Genomic DNA, 25,006 nt, shown 5'->3' with positions numbered 1-25,006 from the left:
TCATGGCATGGACCCGCGAGCAAATGGCACAACGTGCCGCAAAAGAGTTACAAGACGGATTTTATGTAAATTTAGGCATTGGTTTACCCACTTTAGTGGCCAATTATATTCCAGAAGATGTTGAAGTCTGGTTGCAATCGGAAAATGGATTACTCGGTATTGGTGAATTTCCAACAGAAGACACCGTCGATGCCGATTTAATCAATGCAGGTAAACAAACCGTGACTGCCCGATCCGGCGCAGCGTTTTTTTCGAGCAGTGAATCCTTCGGCATGATTCGAGGTGGTCATGTAAATATCGCTATTCTGGGCGCGATGGAAGTTTCTGAGCAAGGCGATTTAGCGAACTGGATGATTCCCGGCAAAAAAGTCAAAGGTATGGGTGGTGCCATGGATTTGGTGGTCGGTGTACAGCGTGTTGTGGTGCTGATGGAGCACTGCGCAAAAGATGGTTCACCTAAAATTGTGCCAACCTGCAACTTGCCACTCACAGGTCAGCGCGTCGTGCATCGTATTATCACCGATATGGGTGTAATGGATGTAGTCGACGGTGGGATTGAATTGATTGAACTGGCCGACGGTGTTCGTTTCGAAGACATTCAGGCCGCGACAGGTGTAACACTACGCAATACAGCACCCGCTTAAGCAATGTTGCTGATGATAAAAAACCGGTTCCATGACGGAATTTTAAAATAAAAAACCGAATCGGCAGCCTTATGCCGATTCGGTGTATCTATCTAAAACGACAAAATGGATGTTGATTATGGATAAACAACCCGCTTTATTGGAGCGTTTTGCGCTAAAAGTCAGTAACTGGTCTGAAAAATGGTTCCCCGATTCCTACATTTTTGCCTTATTGGGCGTGATTATTGTCTCAGTGGCTGCCATTTTTATTGGTGCACCAGTTAAAGATGTGGCTGGTGCTTTTGGAAACGGTTTTTGGAGCCTGATTCCCTTTACACTGCAAATGACCATGCTGATTATTGTCGGTTATGTGGTGTCGGTGTCGGCACCGGTTAAAAAACTGATTCATAAAATGGCCCGAATTCCACATTCGGGCCGTAGTGCAATTGTGCTGGTCGCGACAGTGAGCTTACTGGTGTCGTTGGTCAACTGGGCGATCAGTACCATTTTGACGGCCTTACTGGTGATTGCACTGGCCAAGCGTAAAGAACTCAATATGGATTATCGCGCTGCTGCGGCTGCTGCAATCATTGGGATGGGCGCCACATGGGCATTGGGAATTAGCTCATCTGCCGCACAGCTTCAAGCCAACAAGGCCAGTCTGCCAGAATCGATTTATAATCTCACCGGCGTTATTCCATTTACCGAAACCATTTTTTTGTGGCAATCTTTAGTCATGACACTGGTACTGGTGATTGTTTCGATCGTGATTGCCTACTGGTCGGCGCCAAAAGGGCAAAACGTCAAAACGATGCAAGATTTCCAGCTTGATTTTGACGAAGATGAAAAAGTCGAGGAGAAGTCTAATCGTCCGGGAGACTGGCTCGAAAACTCTCCAATCCTAACCATTTTGGTGGTAGTACTCGGCCTAATCTGGATGGCTCTTGAGTTTTCTAAAAACAATCCGATTATTGCCATTTCTAGCCTGAACACCTACAACTTTATTTTTCTGATGCTCGGCCTTGCTCTGCATCGCACACCACGCAACTTTTTAAATGCCGTGAGTAAAGCTGTACCTGCGGTTTCGGGTGTACTGATTCAATTTCCGCTTTACGGCAGTATTGCCTTTATTATGACCCAAGCAGTGAATGCGCAAGATTTTTCATTGTCGCATTATATTGCCGAGTTTTTTGTCTCGATTGCCTCGCATGATACCTTTGCTGTGGTGATGGGAATCTACTCGGCTATTTTGGGATTTTTTGTACCCTCTGGTGGCGGCAAATGGATCATTGAAGCGCCGTATGTCATGCAGGCTGCGATCGACTTAAAGTACCATTTAGGTTGGTCGGTACAAATCTACAATGCAGCCGAGGCCTTACCAAACTTAATCAATCCATTTTTTATGCTGCCCATGTTGGGAATCTTGAAACTCAAAGCCAAAGACGTGATTGGATTTACCGTGACTCAACTGGTGGTACATTTGCCTTTGGTGATGTTTTTACTTTGGATCTTGGGCAAAACCCTGACCTACAGCCCTCCCGTATTTTAAATTTTCATGATGGGTTTGATGGCGCTCTGTCAAACCCCAAAAGAAGGAATTGAACATGTCAAAAGTCATTATTGCAGCAGCCACTCGAACCCCGATGGGAAGTTTTCAAGGCAGTCTCTCCGATTTGCAGGCCCCCGATTTAGGTGCCGTGGTTATTCGACGCGTGGTTGAACAGACTCAGCTACCAGTCGATGATATTAATGAAGTAATTATGGGCTGCGTGCTACCTGCCGGATTAAAGCAAGGCCCTGCACGACAGGCGATGCGTAAAGCCGGACTGCCCGATCATGTGGGTGCGACCACCATTAATAAAGTCTGTGGTTCAGGTATGAAAGCTGCAATGTTTGCAGCCGACGCCATTCAAGCCGGCAGTATTTCGATTGCGGTAGTGGGCGGTATGGAATCGATGACCAATGCGCCATATCTGTTGCCTAAAGCGCGTTCGGGTTATCGTATGGGCCATGGTCAGGTGCTTGACCATATGTTTTTAGATGGTCTTGAAGATGCCTACACTGGCCGCGCGATGGGTTCTTATGCGCAGGAAATGGCCGATCAGAAAAACTACACTCGTGAAGCCATGGATGCCTTTGCCATTCGGTCTTTAACGCGGGCACAAACAGCCATTGCCGAAGGATATTTTGACGCTGAAATTACGCCTGTAACTGTTCAAACACGTAAAGGTGACATCACCGTTGTACATGATGAAAATCCGGGCAATGCCAAAATTGACAAAATACCAAGCTTAAAACCAGCTTTTGCCAAAGATGGAACAGTGACTGCCGCCAATTCTAGTTCAATTAGTGATGGCGCCTCTGCACTGCTGATTGTGTCCGAACAAGAAGCCAAAACGCGTCAGTTGCCTCAATTGGCCGAAATTAAGGGTTACGTCTCGAATTCACAGCGCCCTGAAGAGTTTACGATCGCACCAGTGGGTGCAATTGAAAAGTTACTGAAAAAAGTCGGTTGGTCGGCTGAGGAAGTCGACCTTTGGGAGATCAATGAAGCTTTTGCGATGGTCACCATGGCAGCCATTGATGCCTTTGCGCTTGATCCTGAAAAAGTCAATATTCATGGTGGTGCCTGCGCCTTGGGGCATCCACTTGGATCTTCCGGCTCACGTATTATTGTAACGCTAATTCATGCACTCAAACGTCTGAACAAGCGTAAAGGTGTTGCGGCGCTGTGTATTGGTGGCGGAGAAGCCACCGCTATTGCCATTGAACTGATTGACTAAATCTCGATACTCGGGGGCTGCCTATCGCATCTCCCGAGTGTTTAAATAATCACATCGGCTATTTAAAAGACAGCGTTTTAAGAAGTCGCGATGATTTCCGCGATCTTTTCATCTGCCTTCAAGGTTTTTCCAGTTTGAGCCAGATGTTGCAGTGTACCAGCTTGATGTGCCGTTACTTGAATCTCCATTTTCATGGCTTCCATAATCGCAATCACCTCACCTTTTGCAACCTGCGCACCTTCTACAACTTTCCATGTGGTAATGACCCCATTAATCGGTGCAATCACATCATTTGGGCTGCTGCTTTGTTCAACTAGATTTTCACGACTCGGTTGAGACTGGGCTGCAAAGCCGCTAAACACGCCAACCGGTAAGCCCACGCGGTGTAACTTACCATCAATTTCCAGCATAAAATGCTGTACACCACTTTGACTGCTCAGCGAACTGCGCGGTGCAACATCAAAGTTATGCTGAAAGTCCTGTTCAATCCAGCGCGTATGCACCTGAAAATTTTCAGTGAAATCCGGTTGTGTCAGTACTGCTCGATGAAATGGCAACACCGATGCAACGCCTTCAATTTCAAAAGTCGCAAGTGCTCGTCGGGCACGTTGTAATGCAATCTCTCGGGTTGGGCCGTATACAATCAGCTTGGCCATCAGTGAGTCGAAATGACTAGACACCAGACTGCCCGAGAGCACACCAGTATCGAGACGCACTCCCAGACCAAAAGGTGCGGTAAATTTTTCGATAAGCCCAAAAGCTGGAATAAAGCCGCGCGCCGGATCTTCAGCATTGATTCGAAATTCGATTGCATGACCTTGAGGTTGTGGTGTCTCTTGAATACTTAAAGGCCGACCCAATGCAATCTGGATTTGTTCACAAACCAGATCGATGCCTGAGGTCATTTCCGTGACCGGATGTTCAACCTGTAAGCGGGTGTTTACTTCCAAGAAAGATAATTTGCCATCTCGACTCAGTAAATATTCGACCGTTCCCGCACCCACATATTGTGCAGCTCGGCAAATATTGGTCGATGAGCTAAGAATTTGTTGATGTATATGTTCATCGATAAACGGTGCAGGTGCCTCCTCCACCAATTTTTGATTGCGTCGCTGTAATGAACAATCACGGGTTCCCACCACTACGACATGACCATGCTGATCGGCGATAATCTGCGCTTCCAGATGACGGGGTTTATCCAGATATTGCTCGACAAAACATTCACCACGACCAAATGCAGCAATGGCTTCACGTACCGCAGACTCATACAACGCTTCAACTTCTTCGAGCTGCCATGCCACTTTCAAACCGCGGCCACCGCCACCAAATGCGGCCTTAATGGCCATAGGTAAGCCATAGGTTTGAGCAAATTCAAGTGCCTCTTGGGCATTGTTTAAGGGCTGAGCTGTACCATGAACCAACGGAGCACCCACCGATGCCGCAATTTTTCTGGCTTCGATCTTGTCGCCTAACTTTTCAATACTTTCTGGCGAAGGCCCAATCCAGATCAGGCCGGCATCTAACACAGCCTGCGCAAATTCGGCACGCTCAGATAAAAAGCCATAGCCGGGATGGATCATGGTGGCCTGCGCATTTTGTGCAATTTCAATCAAACGCGGAATATTCAGGTAAGTCTCTTTGGCGGTAACGCCAGACAATGCCCATGCCTCATCGGCATATTGAACATGCAAACTGTCAATATCATCATCGGCATACACCGCAATAGATGGAATGTTTAAATCTTTACATGCCTGAATGACACGTACTGCAATCTCACCACGGTTGGCAATTAAAATTTTATGTTGTTTGTCCATTATCTATTTACTCGGCGTCCAAATCTAAAACATGTGTAAATTGGCGAAACTGAATGAAAGCACCCGGCGGAATTTGCGCAACTTTATTCAGATCGTGTGTGGCAACAGCCGCCAATACCGGATAACCGCCAGTTAAAGGGTGATCATTCATAAACAAAACGGGCTGACCATTGGGCGGGATTTGTAAAGCACCTGTACAGGTTCCCTCGCTGGGTAGCTCTTGCTGAATCTGTCGCTTTAATCCATGTGGTGCCTTTAAACGCAATCCCACGCGGTTGCTTTCGTGTGTGACCTGCCATTGCTGCTTAAAAAACTGCTGAATACTTTCCGGTTCAAACCAGTCGGTGCGTGGCCCTAAAACCACATCGATTTCGATAACTTCACCGACTTTCGCTAGCTGCTCTGGTGCCTGCGCATAAAGTTCAACCGCACTTACAGCAGCGTTACCCACACAGATCAGATCATGTACCTGTAAAGGGGCTGGCCCTAACTCAGCCAAAGTATCGTAACTTGCGCTTCCTAATACGTGTGCAGTGGCAACGCCACCACGCACGGCAAGATAGTTGCGTATTCCAGCCTGTGGTGGATCGATCTGAAGCATGTCTTCTGGATCAAGTGCCAATGCGGTATAACCAGAAACACGACTACGCACCGCATTTCGATCAATCACCCAAATATTACTCTGTGCCCCTGTCACAGCGACAACAGTGGGTGCTAATACTTTGAATTTTACTCCACCGTTGAGCACCTCAAGTGCCGCCACATCTGGGCGATTACCTACAATCTGATTAGCCAAATGATAAGAAGCACGGTCCATGGCGCCTGCCGCGCCTACGCCCATGGCAGCGACGTGCTTGCGGCCTTCATCTTGAATCAGGGTTTGCAGGCCTGCCTGTAATACCTCTAAAACAGGCAAAAGCTCAGACTGTGCGACATCAGCCGTTTTAAGGTTCACACCATGTATAGCCACACGGGTTGGTCGATGCGTCACATCGATAAACCGGACCTGATCGCCGGGCAGTAATAATGCCGGATGCTCGCGTGTCAGATCCCACATTTTGCAGGTGGTTTGCCCAATGAGTTGCCAACCGCCGGGACTATCCTTGGGATAAATCCCAGAATATTCACCTGCCAGTGCCACCGAACCGGATTGGATTTTTTTACGTGGTGAATCCAATCGCGGTACGCTACCAAAGGGCTGGTCTGCACGGCTTAAATAACCAAAGCCGGGTGCAAAACCAATAAATGCCACCTGCCACGGCGCTTGAATATGTCGCTCAATCACCTCTTTTACTGATAAGTTGAGCAGTTCAGCGACATGCGGTAAATCAGGCCCGTCATAGCAAACTTCTATCTCGATATGACGATGATTTGACTGCGTATCGGCACTTGGTTTTTGTGCTTTAATCCAATGGATGAGTGCTCTGGCAGTGATTTGAAGCGGATTGAAATACACTAAAATGGTCGCTGCGGCAGGTACCATTTCACGTATATGCGGATGCGCGGCGTCTCGCAAATGTCGATACAACTGTATGGTGTGTTGTAAATCACCCAGTTCGATTAGAAAACTGTCGCTATTTACAGATAAAAATCGCATCTCGAAGTTCTCCTTATCCTTAGCGCATCCATGCCCGATCTGGCACATCGGTGATCAGCATATGTCCCGGCGCGTGACTGATCGCAAACGGAATTTTTGATTGCATGACAGCAGCTTGTGGCGTCACGCCGCATGCCCAAAAGACCGGAATTTCATCGTTTAATATGCGAGGTGCATCGCCAAAATCTGGACAGTTCAGATCTGAAATTCCCAAGCTTTCTGGGTGGCCAATATGCACTGGCGCCCCATGAACATTGGGCATTTTTGCAGTAATTTGTACGGCCTGACTCACTTGTGATGCTTTAATTGGACGCATAGAGACGACCAGTCGACCTGAAATTCGTCCTGCGGGAACACATTCAATATCGGTGAGGTACATCGGAACATTTCGTTGGTCTTGAATATGACGGACTTCAATGCCAGCCTCTATCAGTGCTGTTTCGAAGGAGAAACTGCATCCAATTAAAAACGTTACCAAGTCGTTGTGCTGATTCCAGATGGAAGTGGCATCGGTCACTTCATCGGTACATTGACCGTGTTCCCAAATTCGATACCGCGGAAAGTCGGTGCGAATATCATGGCCAGGTTCTTGAATGAGTTTGCTTTGAAACTGGCCAGCTTCAATTACATCAAGTACAGGGCAGCTTTGCGGATTGCGTTGGCTATACAGTAAAAAGTCATAGGCCCATGCCTTGGGAACCGAAATCATGTTGACCTGCGTTAGGCCCGCCGCCAAGCCAGCCGTCGGGAGGTCAAAGCCATTACGAATGTCATAGCGTGCTTGCTTTGCAGCATAAAGCGCTTCACCATGGGCAAATTGTAGCTGATTCATTTAAGTGCCCTCACAAAATGAGCGGATCTCGATACCCTCTTGAATCAAGGCCTCACGTATGGCTGCTGCCATCGACAATGCGCCCTCGGTATCGCCGTGCAAGCAAATACTCTGTGCATCGATTGGTGTAAATTGACCATCAATTGAGACAACACCTCCTTCTTTGAGCATACTCACTACACGTTGTGCCACAAAGTCGGCATCATGTAGCACCGCGCCAGGCAACCGACGCGATACCAATGATCCATCAGCATTGTACGCACGGTCTGCAAAGGCTTCGGCCACCACCTGAAGGCCTTGCTGCTGGGCATATTTAATCAAGCTTGAACCAGCAAGTGCCACCAACGTCAGGTCTGAATCCATCTTTTTGATTGCATCAATTACGGCTCTGGCCTGCTCCAGATCTGTGGCAATGGTGTTGTACAGCGCGCCATGTGGCTTTACATATTTCACTTCGGTGCCTGCCGCTTTGGCCAGACCTTGCAAGGCCGCAATCTGATACATCACATCAGTCATGAGTTCATCGTAAGAAAGCTGCATATTACGGCGCCCGAAACCGACCAGATCTGGATAAGACACATGTGCCCCGACCGTCACCTGTAACTGTGCTGCCTGTTTCAGGGTATTAAAAATACCCAGCGGATCACCGGCATGGAAACCACAGGCAATATTGGCGCTGCTGACAATGGGTAGAATCTGTGCATCATTCCCCATGCTCCAAGATCCGTAGCTTTCACCTAAATCACTATTCAAATCGATACGCATATGGGAATGTCCTATAGAGTTTTGAGGTAATTAAAAATCGTGTTAAACGATACATAACCCATGTACCACGTAAGCAAGCAGGTCAGTACGCCTAAAACGGTCAGCCACATTGGGTAGTTGTAGCCGCCGAGCATATCTTTACGGCATGCGGCAACATATACAAAGATAGTCAGACCAATCGGTAGAACCAGACCGTTTAAACCGCCGACAAATACCAATAGGCTCGCTGGCGTTGCGCCAATCAAGACATAGAGCAACAATGCAAGCGCAATAAAAATAATGGTACAAAAGTTACGCTGCTTGAGGTCGAGGTCTTTTTTAAATGCTGTAAAGAACGAAACTGAAGTATAAGCTGCACCAATTGAACTACTGATACCGGCTGCCCAAAAAATAAGGCCAAACAGTTTAAATCCGAACTCACCGGCAGCATATTGAAAGGCTTGAGCAGCTGGGTTGGCATTGTGCGATGCCAAATCAATGGTTGCGCCACTGACCACTACACCTAAAATCGCCAAGAACAGTACATAGCGCATTACGCCAACCACCACAATGCCTTTGGTTGCAGCACGTGAGACTTCTGCAATGTGCTCAGGACCCACGGCACCTTTATCGAGCAATCGGTGCGCACCGGCATAGCAGATGTAGCCCCCGACTGTTCCGCCTACAATGGTAGTAATACTGGCAAAGTCGACATGGCTTGGCAAAATCGTTTGATGAAATGCATCGGCCATTGGCGGTGCCACAATAAAAGCCACCACGACAATAATCGCGATTTTTAAAATACCCAGAATGATCATGCTCTTATCGACCACCAAACTGGCTTTACGCGATGCAAAAATCATAATTGCCATAGCACCACTAATGACGCCGCCCCATTTGGTATCGAGTCCAAACAAGGCATTTAATCCGAGCGCCGCCCCGGCAATATTACCGATATTGAAAAAGAATCCTCCAAAAATAACCAGCACCGCAAGTACATAGCCACTTCCGGGCAACGCAATATTGGCAACGTCTGGAGCACGCTTTTGTGTTAGTGTGACCACGCGCCAGATATTTTGCTGTACCACATAATCAATAATAATCGAGAGTAAAATACCAAACCCGAATGCAGCGCCCATTTTGACGGTAAATGTTGCAGTTTGGGTAAGAAAACCCGGCCCCATGGCTGATGTTGCCATTAAGAAAATCGAGGCAACAATCGCCCACTGCCGTTCACTAAAAAATGTCTTTTTGTCCATAAAATTTATTCGCTCTTTGCTTAGCCTGAGGAGGAATCATGTTGCCCTGAGCAAGAAACAGATTTTAGTTTCTTCACTAATATTGGCGCTTATTTACTTAAACACAGCAGACAGGATTGGAACAATATTTACACAACACGAAAGATAAAAAATAACTTATTAATTTATATGGTTTTTTTGACTTAAAAATGATTAATAATTTTTGCTTATCGATATCGATTAGCTACGGTTATATCTAAAAAAATAAATATTAAAAATCAGTACTTTAATAGTGCATACTGCACTTATATGACGCACTTTTTTGCGCTGATCTGGACACATCCAAATGAGTTCATTTAAGAACTCATCTTAATCAAATGCAGAGCGGTTGAGCGTGTATTTAACGATAATCATCGCCATCAAACTGGTTATTGAGCTTACGCAGTGAGTGCTGTGCAATCTGCTGCGCAATTTTCGACAAACTTTGTTTGACCAGATCATCTTTACCCGCAATATACACACACGAAAAACGAAATGGCTTTAATACCAACTCAGAGGGCAAAATCTGTAACCGTTTTTCACGTAGTTCGTGAATCACCGATAAATGTGGAATAATCCCAATTCCCATACCTTCTTCGGTCATTTTAATTAAAGTGGCTAAGGAGTAACTGGTAATGGTTTTAGGTTCTTTTAAGCCGTGCTGCATCAGCTGATTTTTTAAATCCATATAGGGATAGGTCATTTTGGGATAAGTCAAAATGGTGCTATTAGACACATCCTTTAGAGTTAGTTGACGCTCTAAAAAGCGTTTGTGGAAACGTGGTGCAATTAAAAAGCTGTGTTGAAACTGACATAGTGGTATTTCTACACAATCAAAATTACAGCTTGATTCAAGCAAAAACGCCATATCCAGTTCGCCCGCTTCAACCGCTTGTTTGAGCATGGGGGTAATATTAATCACAATATCGAAAGTTACAGCAGGATACTCTTGTTGCACTTGCTCGATAAAATCGACCAGCCAAGTGTGTACAATCGTTTCTGCAACCCCCAAGCGAATGGTGGCCTGAAGTGCCGTTTTTTCAGACAATGCTTTGAGTAACTCATGATTGAGTTGAATATATTTTTCTGCGTAGGCGTAAACGATTTGGCCTTTTTCGGTCAATTGCAAGCTGCGTGATGTCCGCTCTAAAAGCTTGACTCCAAGTTCTTGCTCAAAGGTATTTAAACGCTGAGACACCGCAGGTTGTGTGGTATTAAGTTTAACTGCGGCTTTATTAAAACTATTTAAACGGGCCACCCAATAAAAATTTTCAATACTTTTAAAGTTCATTAGCTAAACCCGTACACCACGATGTGACTTAAGGATTAGCATCATATCTGAATTATCTTGTTCTTTTCTATTTTTAAGTAAATTAACACCCGACACATAAAGCACCCTTTTTAGGTGCTTTATGCTCAAATAACGCTCACAAGATCGTTACTTAATATTGGAGTTGCCCCGGTACCCAGTTGGTTCCAGCCAATGGCACACGTGCCATGGCAGCGGCTTCTACTGTTAGGGCAACCAGATCTTCTGGATCGAGGTTATGTAGATGTGATTTACCACAAGCACGCGCCATGGTTTGAGCTTCTAAAACCAATACGCGCAAATAGTTGGCTAAATGTCGACCACCCTCAATTGGATCTAGACGATTGGCAAGTTCTGGATCTTGGGTGGTAATTCCGGCAGGGTCACGGCCATTTTGCCAATCGTCATAATAACCTGATGCCGAACCGATTTTTTTTAGTTCATCATCAAGGCGTGGATGGTTATCTCCCAAAGCAATCAAGGCAGCAGTACCAATTGCGACTGCATCGGCACCGAGTGCCATCGCTTTTGCCACATCTGCACCAGTGCGGATACCGCCAGAGACAATCAGTTGTACTTTACGGTGCATGCCCATTTCCTGTAGAGCCTGAATCGCTTGGGGAATGGCAGATAAAATCGGAATTCCCACATGCTCAATAAACACTTCTTGAGTCGCGGCTGTTCCGCCTTGCATGCCATCGAGTACAATCACATCTGCACCTGCCTTAACTGCAAGCTTGACATCATAATAAGGACGACTTGCTCCAATTTTGACATAAATCGGTTTTTCCCAGTCTGTGATCTCGCGGATTTCGGCAATTTTGATGGCCAAATCATCTGGCCCAGTCCAGTCTGGATGTCGGCAGGCGCTTCGTTGATCGACGCCAACAGGCAAAGTGCGCATTCCCGCCACACGCTCTGTCACTTTCATTCCGAGCAGCATACCGCCGCCCCCAGGTTTGGCCCCTTGCCCCAAGACAATCTCAATGGCATCGGCTTTACGTAAATCGTCTGGGTTCATACCATAGCGCGATGGCAAGTATTGATATACCAGCGTTTCGGAATGCCCACGCTCTTCGGGGGTCATCCCGCCATCACCTGTGGTAGTAGACGTACCGACCATACTCGCGCCACGGCCTAAAGATTCCTTGGCATTGGCAGATAACGCACCGAAGCTCATTCCTGCAATGGTCACAGGAATTTTCAGATGAATCGGTTTTTTGGCAAAGCGTGTGCCTAAAACCACATCGGTACCACATTTTTCTCGATACCCTTCGAGCGGATAACGAGACATACTCGCACCCAGCAATAATAAATCATCAAAATGTGGCAGATGACGTTTGGTACCACCACCGCGAATATCATAGATTCCGGTCGCAGCAGCACGTTGAATTTCCTGAATGGTCAAACGATCAAACGTAGCCGATTCACGTAGTACTGGTTCAAATTGAGTAGCTGATTGTGTCATGGTTATTTCTCCGATCTACGTTTGATCTTAGTAAGCAGATGCATTGTCTACTTTGAAGTTATAAAGTTGGCGGGCTGAGCCATAGCGTTTAAACGAGGTTGGGGATTCGTTAAAACCAGCTTTGGCCAGCAGCTCCGCCAATTCGGCAAGATGTTCAGCACGCATTTCTTTTTCAATGCAGTCTGAACCTAAAGATTTTACGGCTCCTTTCACATAAATACGGGTTTCATAAAGAGAGTCGCCCAGTGCATCACCTGCATCACCACAGACGACCAAACGGCCCGCTTGCCCCATAAAACAGCTCATATGACCGATATTGCCTCCCACGACAATATCTACACCTTTCATAGAAATACCACAGCGTGCGCCTGCATCACCTTCAATCACCAGCAATCCTCCATGTGCAGTTGCACCCGCAGCCTGAGAGGCATTGCCCTTGATACGCACAGAGCCGGACATCATGTTTTCTGCAACGCCTACCCCAACGTTACCATTTACGACAATATCCGCTTCCTGATTCATGCCTGCACAGTAATATCCTGCATGACCATCGATGGTGACCGAAATCGGAGCTTTAATCCCCACCGCTATATTATGTATACCCGCAGGGTTCTTAACCGTCCAATGTGCAATTTCATTGACCAGATCCTTGCTATGCAATGCCTGATTGAGATCGCGTACGCTATCTAGATTTAAATCGTAAGTATCTTTTAAAAGTGTTTGCTCAATTTTGTCTGCCAATACTGTGCTGTTCATATTGCTGCTCCTGATTTTTTAACCGTTTAACTTATGCCGCTGCGTTCGTTTTGGCTGACGAACGCTCCCATACATACAAGGTGGCTGGTTCGGGTTCCCACACTTTGGCTTGATCGATATTGGGTAAAGAAGCCAATGCCTGATACTCAGAGGCCATCGCAACGTAATCTTCAGTTTCGGCCAGTACAGCAGGTTTGCATGCAATCGGATCGCGAATAACAGCAAAGCCATCACGGGTTCCAATCGCAAAGGTAAAGAAACCATCCAGATCATCGAGTGCGTGATTCAACGCCTGCTCCAGATTATCGCCCTGCTGTAAACGCCAAGTGAGATACCCTGCTGCAACTTCGGTATCGTTATCTGTTTCAAAGCTAATACCTTCACGCTTTAACTCTTGACGTAAACGTGCATGATTCGATAACGAGCCGTTGTGAACCAGACATAAATCGGCACCTGTTGAAAATGGATGACTTCCCTCCATGGTTACGGCACTTTCAGTGGCCATACGGGTATGTCCGATAATGTGGCTACCTTTCATGTTGGCAAGGCCAAAGCGTTCAGAAATTTCGACAGGTAAGCCCATGCCTTTTAAAATTTCGATACTTTGTCCAACACTCATGATTTTTAGTTCAGGGGCAATTTCATCGATTGCTGCACGCACTATTTCTTCATCTGCTTCAACTTTTACGACGGCAGCAGTTGCATTTTGAAACCAGTCAAAACCTGTAGATAATTTTGCTTGAAGCTTTTGTGCAAATGTCTGCCAGTTAAACGTTTCATCTGTGGTTTGCAAGGTTAATTTGACCCAGCCGTCTTGAACCTCATCACCATAAATCGCAAAGCCTGCGCTATCGGGACCACGACCGGTCATGGCTTGCAGCATTGGCTCAAACAATTTGCCAAGTTGGGATTCAAGCGCAGGATTTTTAAGATATAAACCAACGATTCCACACATAGGATGTCTCCAAAATTTAATTTTTAATCTGTTTGTTGTTTAAGGCTTTAGAAAAACTCTGTATAGCGCTGAATTTCCCAGTCGGACACATGGCGGCAGTATTCCACCCACTCCATGCTTTTTTGTTCAATAAATTCGTTCACAATTTCAGATCCCATTTTCTGTGCAAACAGTGGATCTGCTTTGAGTGCATCAATGGCTTCTTTAAGCGACTGCGGTAAGGTTTGAATGCCACGTGCTGCAATTTCTTCAAGCCCAAGGCTATATAGGTTTTCATTACAGGCCGGTGGTGGCATCAGTTCGCGTTCGATTCCGTCAAGTCCTGCTGCAATAATGGCAGCCGACACCAGATAAGGATTACAGCCTGCATCGGGCAAGCGCAGCTCAATACGACCATACGGAATACGCACCATGGCTGAGCGGTTGTTGCCGCCATATGCAATAAAGGCTGGTGCCCATGTCGCGCCAGAGAGTGAACGACCCACCACGAGGCGTTTATAAGAATTTACCGTTGGTGCGCAAAAAGCACAGAGTGCCGGACCATGTTCAAGCAGACCTGCAATAAAGTGGTAGGCCATTTTTGATAGACCCATTCCACTTGGATCACTGGCATCATGAAAAAGATTGCTATTTTTTTCACTGCCGATCGACAAATGAAAATGCATGCCGTTGCCTGCACGTTTCGGGTCAGGTTTTGGCATAAATGAACAAATCATGCCTAAATCGTTGGCAATTTCACCCGCAGCCATACGGAAAAAGGTAAACATATCTGCCGACTTCATGGCATCTGCATAGGTATAGTTGATTTCAAACTGACCGTTGGCATCTTCATGATCGATCTGATAAATATCAAAACCCACAGGAATGAGAGCTTCAGTTAATCGTTCTAAAAATTCGCGTGAACGAGACAAGCCTTTATAGTCATAACAAGGTTTATCCAGATTATCTGAGTCGTCTACCATTTTGAGTTTGCCGTCTTCGCCACGACGAAACAGGCTAAATTCCGGCTCAAGCCCAGTGTTTAATGTCCAGCCTTGAGCTTTTAGACGCTCGACTTGCTGGCGCAGTACATAACGTGAATCATATGGATGCGGCTTTCCGTTGACATATCCTTCACAAACCACACGCCCATAACCCGGTTGCCAAGGGACTGGAGTTAAAGTAGATAAATCGCCTTTCACCATAAAGTCAGGACCATGGGGTTGCATTCCCATACCAGAAATAGCAAAACCTGCAAATCCGACACCGTCTTTCTCAATCGCTTTTAAGCCCGAAATCGGGACCGACTTGGTTTTGGCAGCACCATGAATATCAACAAATTGCGCCAAAACATATTTTAAATGATGCTGATCAATGACCTTTTGTACTTCTGGACGGTACATCGGTTGACTGGTCAATTCATAGTGATCAAACATCTCCTTCACGGCTTGCTGCAACATAATTGACATACTCCTAATATGGCAAAACTGTATTTGGCTCAAAAAATGCACGTTCGTTTCTTAAATTGTTTAGCTTTCAATACAAGAAACTTTGTTTCCTATAAAGAAAGCAAATCCCTTGCCAACTTTTAAAAATTTCTTTTGTTTTTGTAATAAACGATCATATACGCCATATATTCCCAATAAGAATATATATTTCACCACAAGATTTTTTAAATGTATTACATCTACTTTTTGTTTTGAGTAAAATTCTCAGTTCATTGTCATCAAAATAGTGCAGAGTTGAACCATAATGAGACACACCAAAAACAGCGTGAAGCTGGAACAATATATTGGTATTCAAATTAAACGACATCGTCAGGAACAAGGCCTCAAACTCTCAGAAGTAGCTCAGATTGCAGGGATTAGTCAGGGCATGCTCAGTAAGATTGAAAATGCACAAGTGTCTACGAGCTTGGAAACCTTGAGCCGCCTTTGCGAAGTACTCGGAATTCCAATGTCGACTTTATTTAGTCAATACGATCAGCAAGAAAGTCATGCCATGCTGGTTAAATCTGGAGATGGTATGGAGGTGGTACGTCGCGGTACTGAAAAAGGCCATACTTATCGTTTATTAACGCACTCTAGAGGCCCAAGAAAGAACTTTGAGGCGTATCTGGTGAGTATGGATGATGCCAGTGAAGAATTCCCGACCTTCGCTCATCCAGGCACAGAAATGCTGTATCTGGTCGAGGGAGAGCTGATTTATCGACATGGACAAGAAGTTTTTCACATGCAACCAGGAGATTGTCTGACTTTGGAAGGTGAAATTCCTCATGGACCAGAGAAACTAGTGCAGGTGCCTATTCGTCTCTTGTCTGTAATGAATTATGGAAGCAGCGAAGAGTAATTGCTCTTCATGACCTGAAGCAATCGTATCTTCTATTTCTTCACCACTTTTCTTGTACTTAGATGACACTGGAAATAGAGATACGATCCAATCTTTAATTAATGCGTTCGGTTAAATTTTTGCAGAAGATAAAGACTAAAAATTAGAAAGATTGTAATGATTTCAAATGCTCGATTAAGCGTGACATATTGCAGCATGAAGCTCCCGATTAGCGCTCCCAAGCCAATACTGGCATTAAAAACTGCAACATAGATTGCCGAGGCTGCACTTGCCAAATCATCTGCCTGCTTCAAAACCCAAGTTTGTAAACCTACAAATATGCTTGCAATTGAAACGCCCCACAACGCCAAAAATACGATTGCGATGCTCAAAGTAACGTGATACCCCAAATATCCAAAAGCAAACACACTTCCCGAAATGAATACTAAACTGACCAAGATGATTGTGTGTAAATGTCGATCTATCAACTTTCCAGCAAAGATATTGCCCATTAAACCTGCAAAACCAAAAACAAGAAGAAGTAATGTGATCTGACCCGATTCAAGCTGTGCGATTTGGCTCAGAAACGGTTCAATAAATGTAAATGCAGCAAAATGTGAAGAAATGATCAGTGCTGTAAGAATAAATAAACGATTTAAAGTCGAATGCTGAAGCACTTTTTTAAAAAAGCCAGACGCTAAAGGGGCTTGATCTGGAATTTTGGGCACAAAGAGCAGAATTAAAATACAAACAATGAAAGATAAAAGACCCAGAAATTCAAACGCCAGCCGCCAGCTACTCAGTTGAGTAAGATAACTCGCCAGAGGTACACCCAAAATACTCGCAACTGAAACACCTGAAAAAATAATTGATGTAGCCAAACCCAATTTATGTTTCGGAACCAGACTGTAAGCGACAGCTCCAATCAAGGCCCAAAAGCTACCGTGCGCAATTGCACCGATAATACGTGCAGAAAAAATCATATTAAATGATGAACTATAGGCCACGATGATATTGGAAATTGCCAAAATCAGCAGCATGATCATTAAGACCATTTTTCGTGGAAACCGAATGAGCAAAACGATCGAGCATAACGCCGAGATAGCCGCCACCCAACCATATCCTGTCACAATCAGTCCAGTGATGGCTTCGCTTTGATTCAGGTCATGTGCCAAGGCGGAAAGTAAACCTATCGGCGCTAATTCGGTTGTGACAATGGCAAAGCTACTCAAGCTTAAAACAATCAAAGCTATCCATAATTTTAAAGACATTTATATATCCTCAGCATGTGAAAGCCGAAGTATCTGTTTCCATGATTGAAATTTATATAGATAATAATTGAAACTGGTTTTTCATTTTTGGAAAATATATGCATTGGGATGATGTGAAAGTTTTTCTTGCAGTTGCCCGAACAGGCACACTCACCACCGCTGCCGAAAAATTAAATTTGGGTATTGCCACCGTATCGAGGCGTTTGGAGCGCCTAGAGCAAGATATGGCCATGACGCTGTTTACGCGACATCAAACAGGTTATCAACTTACACTCGAAGGTGAAGCCTTACTTGGTAATGCAGAAGCATTCGAAAATGCAGCCCTCAGCCTGACAGAAAGTGGACAAAATTATGCACAAGCACAGGGACTGGTTCGTTTAGCTGTTTCAGAAAATCTGGCCAATGGTTTGGTAATCCCTTCCTTACAGTCGCTTTTTTCTCGCCATCCCGAGTTACGTATTGAAATTAACAGTGGTGTGCAACTCACTAACTTGCATCGTCGAGATGCCGATTTAGCCATCAGAACGATTCAACCTGACGCTGGTAATCTCACCATCAAACGCTTGGGAACACTTCGTTTTGGACTCTATGCTGCCACATCTTACATGAAGTTTATTCAAGACAATGATCTTCAACCTGATCAATATCACTATGTAGGCTGGGCCGATACCCATCAACATTTGTCACTTGCGCACTGGATGAAAGACTTTATACGAAATCAAAATTTTAAGATTGAAACCAATAGTCTTTCCACACAAATTGATGCTGTGAAATCTGGCTTAGGCATTGGTTTGTTGCCAGACTTTATTGCGAATCAATCAGGACTTGTTCAAATCAATGAAAATACCCGAGTTGAACAACCCATCTGGTTAGTGGTGCATAGTAATTTGATTACGGCCAAAAGAATCAGAACTGTAATGGATCATCTGATCCAACTTTTTACAGAGCATCCTTCATTTCAGTAGTCAATCAAAACCCTTATTGCATTTACTAACGAAGATTTAGGCAACTTGATTAGGTCTGACATTGAGAAAATTAAGTGCAAAAAACCATCGTGGTATAAGAATTGCTTTAACAAAGTGAAATTAATATTCCCTTTAGGAATAAAAAGTTTTTCATTTTCTTTTTGCATTAGGAGTTTCTACCATGCCCTCCGATATACTCAAAAAATTAGGATTGTGTCTATTTATACTGATGCTTGCCGATGTATTTGCTGCCGATACACCTTTTGATGCTGCTTCCACTGTATGGCTAATGGTTTCAGCAATTTTAGTGCTCATGATGTTCATTCCTGGTCTGGCACTGTTTTATGGCGGAATGCTGAGAGCTAAAAACGTACTTTCAATTTTTTCCCAGTTTTTAGCAGTTGCAGGTGTAGTCGGCATTTTATGGATTACCATTGTATACAGCATCGTGGCGGATACTACACATATGAGTGAAGGTAGCCTTAATCTCAATAGTTTTGTCGGAGGTTTTAGTAAAGCATTTATGGCAGAAATTACCGATCAAACGCTGGTTGCAGGTGTGCCTGAATATGTTTTATGTATTTTTGGTTTGACCTTTGCCATGATCACACCATGTATTGCCATTGGTGGCTTTGCAGAGCGAATGAAATTTGGTGCTGTGGTATTGTTCGGTGCACTCTGGCTGGTTTTGGTGTATGGACCTTTGGCACATATGGTATGGGGCGGCCCCGGTGCAATTATGCATAACTGGGGTGTACTGGATTTTGCAGGCGGAACCGCTGTACACATCAATTCAGGTGTTGCTGCTCTGGTCGGTGCAATCGTTATTGGGAAACGTCTTGGCTGGCCAACAACCCCAATGCCTCCTCATAATCTGGTATTTACCATGATGGGCGCTGCTTTGCTGTGGGCTGGCTGGTATGGCTTCAATGTTGGTTCAGCACTGGCAGCAAATACTATAGCGGGCCTAGTACTCATGACCACCACCATTGCAACCTGCGGTGGAATTGTGGGCTGGATGATGGTTGAAAAAATAATGACCAAACATGTGACTTCATTGGGTCTTGCATCTGGAGTCATCGCAGGTTTGGTTGGTATTACACCAGCAGCTGCTTATGTTGGCCCTTTTGGTGCAATTGCAGTCGGTTTGATAACCAGTATATGCTGTTTCTTTGCGGTGACGGGGCTCAAACGTAAATTCGGCTTTGATGACGCATTAGATGTATTTTCACTACATGGCATTGGAGGAATGGTAGGTTGTATTCTGACTGGAATATTTTGTATCCCTGCCCTTGGCGGCAATCAGGATGTAAATCTGTTTAAACAGTTCATCGCGCAAATTGCCAGTATTGGCCTAACAATTTTGTACTGTGGCGTACTGACTTGGATCATTATGAAAGTCATCGATAAAACCATCGGTTTACGCGCCACATCCGAACAGGAACAACAAGGCATCGATGTGAGTGAGCACAACGAGCGTGCTTATAATTAATCCATTGAGCAACAAAAAGAGAGCTTATGGCTCTCTTTTTTAACTTAAACCTTAAATTATTTTGTAAGGTGTTCTGCTTCGTATTCTTTAATGGCTTCTTTGGCAATACGAAAGCTATCGACTGCTGCAGGTACGCCACAATAAATTGCCACCTGTAGTAATACTTCACGAATTTTTTCTTTGGACACACCATTACGCAGCGCACCTTTCACATGCAGTTTTAATTCATGAGGTCGATTCAATGCAGAAATCATGGCTAAATTGATGAGACTTCGTTCTGGTTTAGACAGCTCCTCACGTCCCCAGACTGCACCCCAGCAATACTCAGTGACCAACTCTTGTAGCGGTAGATTGAAGTCGTCTGCATGATTGATCGAGTGTTGACGTATTCTTCACCCAACACCTGTTTGCGAATACTTAAGCCTTTTTCAAATCTGTCATTACTCATTATAACCCTCCAAACAGTGTGTATTTAATTTCAAGATAATCTTCGATGCCGTATTTTGAGCCTTCACGCCCCAAACCAGAATGCTTGATTCCTCCAAAAGGTGCAACTTCATTTGAAATCAGTCCTTTATTGATGCCCACCATACCGTATTCAAGCTGTTCGCTCATCCGCCATGCACGTCCTAAATCACGTGTATAGCAGTAGGCCGCCAGGCCAAACTCAGTATCATTGGCCATCTGGATCGCTTGCTGCTCCGTATCGAATTTGAAAATTACAGCTAAGGGACCAAAGGTTTCCTGCGTTGCAACCATCATTTCGGAATTGGCATCGGCAATCAGGGTCGGTTCGAAAAATAGCTCACCTGTAGCGTCGACGTGTCCACCAGTAATTAGCCGACCATCTTTACTCAGTGCATCTTGAATGTGAGATTGTACTTTTTTTACTGCTTGCGCATTGATCAAAGGCCCAATTTCACTGCCTGCTTCTAGCCCATGTCCAATTTTTAAACTTTCGATTCTGATTTTAAATGCCTGAATGAATTTTTCATAAACACCAGATTGAACCAAGAAACGGTTTACACATACGCAGGTTTGTCCTGCATTTCTAAATTTTGCAATGAGTGCCCCTTCAACGGCTGCTTCAATATCAGCATCATCAAAGACAATAAACGGTGCATTGCCGCCCAATTCGAGCGAGACTTTTTTCAGTGTTTTTGCAGATTTTTCCAGTAAGAGTTTACCAATCGGGGTTGAGCCGGTAAAAGTAAACTTACGTACATGATCACTGGCGAAAATGGCATCACCAACCTGAACAGCATCACCTGTAATCACACTGATCATTTCGGCAGGAATTCCTGCCTGTATTGCCAGATCAGCCAGTGCCAAGGCTGTAAATGGTGTTTCAGGTGCAGGTTTGACAATACATGGACAGCCTACCGCCAATGCTGGGGCCACTTTACGGGTAATCATGGCAGCCGGAAAATTCCATGGTGTTATTGCAGCCACCACCCCAATCGGCTGTTTGTTTACTACAATTCGTGCATCCGGATAAGGGCTTGGAATCACATCGCCATAGATCCTTTTAGCTTCTTCTGCAAACCATTCTATAAAGCTCGCCGCGTAGCTAATTTCGCCTTTTGCTTCATTAAGAGGTTTACCCTGCTCGGTCGTCAAAATTTCTGCAAGTACATCAAGATTGGCGATAATCAGCTCATACCATTTTTTGAGTAAAACTGATCTTTCCTTGGCGGTTTTTGTTTTCCACGTATTCCATGAAGCATACGCTGCTTCAATTGCACGCTCGGTTTCAGCCCGTCCCATATTCGGAACATATCCAATCAATTCTTGGTTTGCAGGGTTGTAAATTGGCGTTTGCTGACCATTATCGGCATCACACCATTGCCCTGCGACAAGTGCTTTTTGTCGAAATAAAGGCTGTTTTTGAAGATCCATGTTTGCCAATCCCATTCAATCTTTTGAGGTCTAAAATGGCTATAAATGAGATTTATAGCCCACCACTGTAATGGACACCATATCTTACACATATGGTATACCATTTAAATTAAGAAAAAAATTTGAGCACTGCTGCTCTTAACCAAAAGGCTTAGAAATAATAAAACAGAGTCAAGTTGAGTAATCGGTTCGACTTGCTTGCATTATCTCCTTGTGCCAATGAGGCCGTATCACCGCCAATGAATGGATCATTTTTACTGATAATGTATTCAGCAACCAAAGACACCTTCTTATAGTCAAATGATGCACCTAAAAAGTGACGTGTTGAATTTTTATAACCGTCTGTATCCTTGATATAACTGGTATAGGTAGCATAAGGCGTAATATTGATACCCTTATAAACGTCTTTAAAGACGTAGCGAGCATCTGCGGTATAAAACTGGCCTTTATTGGCCACATAATATGATGCGCGCCGAGATAATTTCGGCGTTTTTTTGAGATAATTGACTTAAAATTAAATTCCACTATCTGCAATGAAATTTCAAATTAACCACCTAATCCTGGTAATGGTTTGGATGGAACAGAACCATGTCGATTAGATTCTTTTTGAGTTGAACCGCTAACAGAATCCAATAAAGAGCTACCATTGATGATCAGCGGAGGCTGGGGCTTGTTTGCTAGGTTCTGTAAATTCTGGTTGATAGACATTAGTAACTGTGATTGTGAAGCCGCTTCTTTGCTTTGTTGCTCTTGTTGCGCAATCATTTGATCATATTTATTTTGAGCTTCAACTGCTGCACGTGCTTCATCATTTCCAAATGCAGCTAGAATTTGAGCGATCTTTTCACCCGCCCAATCATCAAAGTTTTTTCCGGTTTCAGTTTGCATGTACATATTTCTGATACCAGTGCCAACTCCATAACCTGCAATGCCAGCTACAGCAACTTGACCTCCAACCTTGAGTGCAGTTCCAGCGCCTCCAGCCAATAATCCTCCTGCTCCAGCAATACCACCTAAAGTACCGCCCCTCATAGCTACAGCAGCGACACCGCCTGCTGCCGCAACTGCTGTCAGTCCTACAACTGCTGCGCTTGCAGCGGCAGCCACACCTGAGTTTGATGCAGCAAAATCAGCTAACTGTTGTTTAAAATCACCCCACCAACCTGCAACGCCATTGTAATTGTCTACCTTTGCATTAAATTGAGCTGTTTCAAGTGAACTATTTTTTCCATATTCTTGCGCAGCTTGTCGCTCATGAGATATTTGGATTGTTCCTTGTGAATCTGATATACCTTTATCTAATTCCTCTTTGAAACCACCTTTTTCCATGTTCATGGTAATACCCATGAAGGCCATTAAAGCTTGTTTGTTATGAAAGATTTTTCCAATTTCAGATTGCGCAGCGATTTGTGTGGCTGCTTGGACATTTTCTAGATATTCAGAATTATTACCCGATTTAAGCGCCTCCTGCGCTTTACCTCGATATTTTTGGTATAGAGGACTTTTCTCCATTTGCCTGTTCATAATTAAAGCTGCGGCTTCAACTTCACCAATACCTTTTTCTCGCATATTAGCTGCATAAGTTGTCCAATCGAAACCTGATCTTTTTTTACTCACACCATATGCAGCAATTGGATCACCTTTTTCCACCTTCACGTGTTTAGCAAAAGACAATCCCAAATGATACTGACTAAATGAACCTAATAAATCAGATAAATTCACTGCTGCACCTTCAGCAGTTCCCGCAGTTTTTTTACTTAACTGCATCATTGTCAGAAGATCACGATATCCCTTATCTCCGATATAGCCAGCACCTTTACCTTGGGTGAGTAGGTCAGGCATATAACGAGCCATATCTCTGAGTTCAAATGAACCTAATTGACCAGCTTTCATAGCCTGGTCATTTGCGCGTACTGTATCGTTTAATCCAAAGTTTTTCTGTGCAATAGTCATCAGTGCTACATCATTAGCATCTGCACCAGAACCAAATGCAGTGCGACTGACTTGCAACATTACATCCTTTAACTGATTAAAATCATAAACGTTAGAAGCTGTAAGTGTATTGAGTGCCTGAACCATCTGTTGAGGCGATGAACCACCCTTTATCGAAGAATTTCTAACAAAACCCTCCATTTCGTAAACCTTTTTATTAAACTCTGATAGTGATAGTTTTTGGCCTGCAAGTGCTGTATCAGTAGCAAGTGAAATTTGCTTCATATACTCACGCGGTTCTTTAAGATAATTAGCACCGATCATTCCGGCTGCATAACCTCCGCCAGCCAATCCAGCAGCTCCACCTATCAAATTTCGATTACTTCCTGGACTACTTCGATTTAAATCACGTTGAGCATTACCAGCTTGTTGTAATTGTTGTCTCAATCTTTCTGCTGCTGCAACTTGTTGTCTCAATGAATTTAATTGCAATTGATATGATCGTTGCTGCTGCATGAGTTGTTGATTCAACGTACTAGATGAACGTTGTTGTTGCTGAAGAATCTGTGCAAGCAAACGATTGGTTTGCAGCATACTTTGACCTGTACGTAACTGCTGTTGACCGTACTTGCTGCCTTGTTGAGTAGAAGAGTTGATTCGATTTTGTGTCTGCAATATCTGATTTAAATTTTGTCTTTGCTGCTGTTGAGCTTGACTTAAATCAAGATTCATACGCTGAATTTGTTGAGCAGCCTGTTGACCTGTAAGCTGCAATCGTAATTGAACTGTTCTAGTCGTCATGAGCACACTCGCTTGGTTGAGACGTATGATTTTGAAGAGCTTGATCGAGTCGCATGAGAATTATTACGCCGCTCATGAGGGGGTTTAGTTTTAAGTTCAGCAATCTGTTTTATTTCGGCTTTTGCAGATAAAAATGCCAATGCATAATGCACTGGCATTTGTTCAGCAGTTTTAATATCAA

Annotated in this window: 19 protein-coding genes and 2 pseudogenes; 6 read left to right on the top strand and 15 right to left on the bottom strand. The window is 44.4% G+C overall.

What is annotated here, in order from left to right:
- Positions 1-2: 2 nt before the first annotated feature.
- From ADA42_RS09495 to ADA42_RS09485, 3 genes are all read left to right on the top strand, one after another.
- Positions 3-644, top strand: a complete 642-nt coding sequence (locus ADA42_RS09495; protein WP_004948515.1) for a 3-oxoacid CoA-transferase subunit B — start codon at positions 3-5, stop codon at positions 642-644.
- A gap of 118 nt (positions 645-762) precedes the next feature.
- Positions 763-2,172 (top strand): short-chain fatty acid transporter, encoded by a 1,410-nt coding sequence (locus ADA42_RS09490; RefSeq protein WP_004948517.1) that lies wholly within the window; start codon positions 763-765, stop codon positions 2,170-2,172.
- Between the two features lie 55 nt (positions 2,173-2,227).
- The gene (locus ADA42_RS09485) at positions 2,228-3,406 is read left to right on the top strand and encodes a thiolase family protein (RefSeq protein ID WP_004939087.1); all 1,179 of its coding nucleotides are present in this window, start codon (positions 2,228-2,230) and stop codon (positions 3,404-3,406) included.
- Between the two features lie 77 nt (positions 3,407-3,483).
- On the opposite strand, the gene ADA42_RS09480 is transcribed toward ADA42_RS09485, so the two are convergent.
- The 10 genes from ADA42_RS09480 to glnT form a co-directional block, all read right to left on the bottom strand.
- Positions 3,484-5,220: an acetyl/propionyl/methylcrotonyl-CoA carboxylase subunit alpha gene (locus tag ADA42_RS09480; protein WP_048764891.1), complete on the bottom strand. Its 1,737-nt coding sequence runs from the start codon at positions 5,218-5,220 to the stop codon at positions 3,484-3,486.
- Between the two features lie 7 nt (positions 5,221-5,227).
- Positions 5,228-6,817 (bottom strand): 5-oxoprolinase/urea amidolyase family protein, encoded by a 1,590-nt coding sequence (locus ADA42_RS09475; RefSeq protein WP_004948523.1) that lies wholly within the window; start codon positions 6,815-6,817, stop codon positions 5,228-5,230.
- A gap of 19 nt (positions 6,818-6,836) precedes the next feature.
- Positions 6,837-7,649 carry a putative hydro-lyase gene (locus ADA42_RS09470; protein ID WP_004948526.1) on the bottom strand — a complete coding sequence of 271 codons (813 nt, stop codon included), beginning with the start codon at positions 7,647-7,649 and terminating at the stop codon, positions 6,837-6,839.
- Positions 7,650-8,414, bottom strand: a complete 765-nt coding sequence (locus tag ADA42_RS09465) for a LamB/YcsF family protein (protein ID WP_004939100.1) — start codon at positions 8,412-8,414, stop codon at positions 7,650-7,652. It lies immediately after the preceding gene.
- An 11-nt stretch (positions 8,415-8,425) separates the two neighbouring features.
- Positions 8,426-9,652, bottom strand: a complete 1,227-nt coding sequence (locus ADA42_RS09460; RefSeq protein ID WP_004948530.1) for an NRAMP family divalent metal transporter — start codon at positions 9,650-9,652, stop codon at positions 8,426-8,428.
- A gap of 379 nt (positions 9,653-10,031) precedes the next feature.
- Positions 10,032-10,961: a LysR family transcriptional regulator gene (locus ADA42_RS09455; RefSeq protein ID WP_025094928.1), complete on the bottom strand. Its 930-nt coding sequence runs from the start codon at positions 10,959-10,961 to the stop codon at positions 10,032-10,034.
- A 151-nt stretch (positions 10,962-11,112) separates the two neighbouring features.
- Positions 11,113-12,447 (bottom strand): FMN-binding glutamate synthase family protein, encoded by a 1,335-nt coding sequence (locus ADA42_RS09450; RefSeq protein ID WP_004939108.1) that lies wholly within the window; start codon positions 12,445-12,447, stop codon positions 11,113-11,115.
- Positions 12,448-12,474: 27 nt separating this feature from the next.
- Entirely contained in the window at positions 12,475-13,203 is a 729-nt protein-coding gene (locus ADA42_RS09445) for a hypothetical protein (RefSeq protein ID WP_004948533.1), read from the bottom strand.
- A 31-nt stretch (positions 13,204-13,234) separates the two neighbouring features.
- The gene (locus ADA42_RS09440) at positions 13,235-14,158 is read right to left on the bottom strand and encodes a class II glutamine amidotransferase (protein ID WP_004948535.1); all 924 of its coding nucleotides are present in this window, start codon (positions 14,156-14,158) and stop codon (positions 13,235-13,237) included.
- 47 nt (positions 14,159-14,205) lie between these two features.
- On the bottom strand, positions 14,206-15,597 hold the full coding sequence (glnT, locus tag ADA42_RS09435) for a type III glutamate--ammonia ligase (protein WP_004939119.1): 1,392 nt from the start codon (positions 15,595-15,597) through the stop codon (positions 14,206-14,208).
- Between the two features lie 292 nt (positions 15,598-15,889).
- Here glnT and ADA42_RS09430 point away from each other — a divergent pair, with 292 nt between their 5' ends.
- Positions 15,890-16,486: a helix-turn-helix domain-containing protein gene (locus tag ADA42_RS09430; RefSeq protein WP_004939122.1), complete on the top strand. Its 597-nt coding sequence runs from the start codon at positions 15,890-15,892 to the stop codon at positions 16,484-16,486.
- A 98-nt stretch (positions 16,487-16,584) separates the two neighbouring features.
- On the opposite strand, the gene ADA42_RS09425 is transcribed toward ADA42_RS09430, so the two are convergent.
- Positions 16,585-17,736: an MFS transporter gene (locus ADA42_RS09425; RefSeq protein ID WP_004948539.1), complete on the bottom strand. Its 1,152-nt coding sequence runs from the start codon at positions 17,734-17,736 to the stop codon at positions 16,585-16,587.
- A gap of 98 nt (positions 17,737-17,834) precedes the next feature.
- On the opposite strand from ADA42_RS09425, the gene ADA42_RS09420 reads away from it, so the two are divergent.
- Together ADA42_RS09420 and ADA42_RS09415 are read left to right on the top strand one after the other, a co-directional pair.
- Positions 17,835-18,701 (top strand): LysR family transcriptional regulator, encoded by an 867-nt coding sequence (locus tag ADA42_RS09420; protein WP_004948541.1) that lies wholly within the window; start codon positions 17,835-17,837, stop codon positions 18,699-18,701.
- Positions 18,702-18,882: 181 nt separating this feature from the next.
- Positions 18,883-20,193: an ammonium transporter gene (locus ADA42_RS09415; protein WP_048764889.1), complete on the top strand. Its 1,311-nt coding sequence runs from the start codon at positions 18,883-18,885 to the stop codon at positions 20,191-20,193.
- Between the two features lie 56 nt (positions 20,194-20,249).
- On the opposite strand, the pseudogene ADA42_RS09410 reads toward ADA42_RS09415, so the two are convergent.
- The 4 genes and pseudogenes from ADA42_RS09410 to ADA42_RS09395 all read right to left on the bottom strand — a co-directional run bounded on the left by ADA42_RS09410 (position 20,250) and on the right by ADA42_RS09395 (position 24,825).
- Positions 20,250-20,641: pseudogene (locus ADA42_RS09410) on the bottom strand (carboxymuconolactone decarboxylase family protein).
- On the bottom strand, positions 20,641-22,092 hold the full coding sequence (locus tag ADA42_RS09405) for an NAD-dependent succinate-semialdehyde dehydrogenase (RefSeq protein WP_048764887.1): 1,452 nt from the start codon (positions 22,090-22,092) through the stop codon (positions 20,641-20,643). Before ADA42_RS09405 ends, ADA42_RS09410 begins: the two are co-directional and overlap by 1 nt.
- Before the next feature lie 151 nt (positions 22,093-22,243).
- A pseudogene (locus ADA42_RS09400) lies at positions 22,244-22,555 on the bottom strand (hypothetical protein); the annotation flags it as partial.
- Between the two features lie 83 nt (positions 22,556-22,638).
- Positions 22,639-24,825 carry a phage tail tape measure protein gene (locus ADA42_RS09395; RefSeq protein ID WP_048764883.1) on the bottom strand — a complete coding sequence of 729 codons (2,187 nt, stop codon included), beginning with the start codon at positions 24,823-24,825 and terminating at the stop codon, positions 22,639-22,641.
- Between the last annotated feature and the right edge of the window lie 181 nt (positions 24,826-25,006).

The sequence above is a fragment of the Acinetobacter sp. 243_ASPC genome (genome assembly GCF_001054715.1).
GTDB lineage: Bacteria > Pseudomonadota > Gammaproteobacteria > Pseudomonadales > Moraxellaceae > Acinetobacter > Acinetobacter soli.
This window is presented reverse-complemented; position numbering and strand designations above follow the sequence as displayed.